This window comes from Pseudomonas sp. P4_D7, assembly GCF_056401755.1.
Window position 1 is genome coordinate 1 of record NZ_JBFUIR010000142.1, and the last position, 2,103, is coordinate 2,103.

The 2,103-nt window shown below is 55.7% G+C and carries 1 protein-coding gene; it reads right to left on the reverse strand.

Annotated features, from left to right (window positions below; genetic code table 11):
• Nucleotides 1-2,005: DUF6531 domain-containing protein (locus AC1DVF_RS29080; protein WP_477783611.1), on the reverse strand; the 2,005-nt coding region annotated here is incomplete at its 3' end.
• Between the last annotated feature and the right edge of the window lie 98 nt (nt 2,006-2,103).

Below are 2,103 nucleotides of genomic sequence, written 5' to 3' on the forward strand. Positions count from 1 at the left end.
CTTCAAAGTCGTAGCTGTACCGTGTCAGCTCTCCCTGCGCGGAGGTTATGGCGATCACGCGGTCGTTCGTGTCCGAGATGAATTGCGTTGTTCTTCCTGCACTATCGACGGCGGCCGTAATCCGCCCAAGGCTGTCGACACGCCTAGAAGTAGCTCTTCCCGCAGCATCCGTAACCTTGCTAAGATCGAAGCCTTCGTATTCGAAAGTCCTCGTGTTACCGGCAGCGTCCGCTACCTTGACGGGCTGCCCCTGTGCATTACACACGATGGTCGTGCTGATTCCCGAGGCGTCAGTTACTGCCGACAAGCAGCCTTGCACGTACTCGTATTTCGTTGTGTGGCCGAGCTCGTCGGTACTAGTCAAAGGGAGTCCGTAGTCCTGACTCCACGTGTACTGAGATGTGACAGCATTGGCCGTGCCAGCTAACCGGGTCCGTCTGGAAAGGTGGCCCGTCGCGTCGTATTCAAACGCCGTCTTTCGGCCTAGCGAATCAACTTGGCTATCTACCCGACCGGCGCCGTTTAGGCTATAGGTCGTAGTCTGAGCCAGGGGCGTACCAAATGCCCGCGTCTCTGCAATTGGATAACCAGAGGCCGGATCGAAGTCCACCGCCCTTACGTTTCCAAGCGGATCGGTTACTTGCACTCGCGAAGGCACTTTGTTCGCCATGGTGTAGGCGAGCTGATAGGCACTCCCGTCAGCCCGAGTCTGCTTCAGTACCCGAGTGCTTCCGTTCTCGTAGGTGTTTGAAAGAATGATTTTCCCGTTCCGATCTGTCGCCGTTAGGAGCGTCCCAGGCACGGAATAGCTGCTTCCTGGAGGGCCGGCGGGAGTCACGTAGTCATCTTGGTAGGTGTATTTCTTCACGGAGCCATCTGGAAACGTCACCGAGTCCAGAAAGTACGCGTAGGACAGCGGATCGTCTGTCGCTGCCGCCGTGGCATTGATCGCTTTTTTTGCGCGGTTAGACTGAACTAGCGTCGGTAGCTTCTCTCTATGGTATGAATAGCTCCACGTGCGGCCCGCGTTATCTGTGGCGGTACTGACATTGTTGTACGCGTCATAAGCCAGCGTTATAAAGCGGCCACTCGACGATGTGATCTGCTGCAACAAACCCGCATTCCAAGTAAACGCAATTTGATTGTGGAACCGGTCACGAATAAAAGTAAGCTGACTCGGAGCGCCGTTGCTCGGATATGAATTAGTGAACTGATACTCCGTCCCATTAACCGTCGTCAGCAAATAGCATTCAATGATGGCACCACACCGGTCATTGTAGGAAACGGTTTCCAAGACGGCCCCGTACCATTGCGAGCGATCTCCGGTGTATTGCCACGTGTAGGTATCGCCCGCTCGAGTGGCAATCTGACTGAACTTCATCCCGTTCCCATTGGGAAGGCGAACAATCGGCGCAGAGAAGTCCGCATTCGGACTTTGAACGTAGATGTCATAGTTCGAACGCCACCCGCCAAACATCCGTTGGTCGAGAGGATGGTAGGCGTTGTCGTGCCAGTGCCGAGAGAGTGTGAGGGGAATAACATCCTTTATGACGATGTCATTCTCCTCTTCGAGAAATGTTCCACTCCAAAGGTCCACGGGATCGGCCGCGCAGGCACCGCACGGCACAGTCGGATTATCGTCAGGCGGGTGTTGCTCACTCAGGCCGTAGCTTCCCGACATGAGATAATTCAGTCTGACTCCCGACTCAGGCTTTACCTGGCGACCATCGCTGGTAACAACGCCCGTGCCGTAAACAGTCCAACCGTTGTCCGGCCGATACACATAGAATTCCGCAGCAGCACCTGCCGGTGCGCGTGAATAATTCGGGTAAGTGATCGATACACCCTGCTCGCCATCTGGATTGATGTTCTGAACCGTAGCGCCACCCGGCTGCAGGCTGAAGTACATCGGGAAGTTACCGGCGGCCGGCGTTGGTGCCCGATCGACAGGCATCGGCACGATCGCTAATTCCGTGACCACTTTACCGCTGTGATCACGAATCACGGTTCCCTTCGGAACCCGAATCTCGAGGCCCGGAAGATCCGGATGAGTGACAACCATATCCGTAAGCGTCGGGGACGCAAGACGGATACGATCCCGCG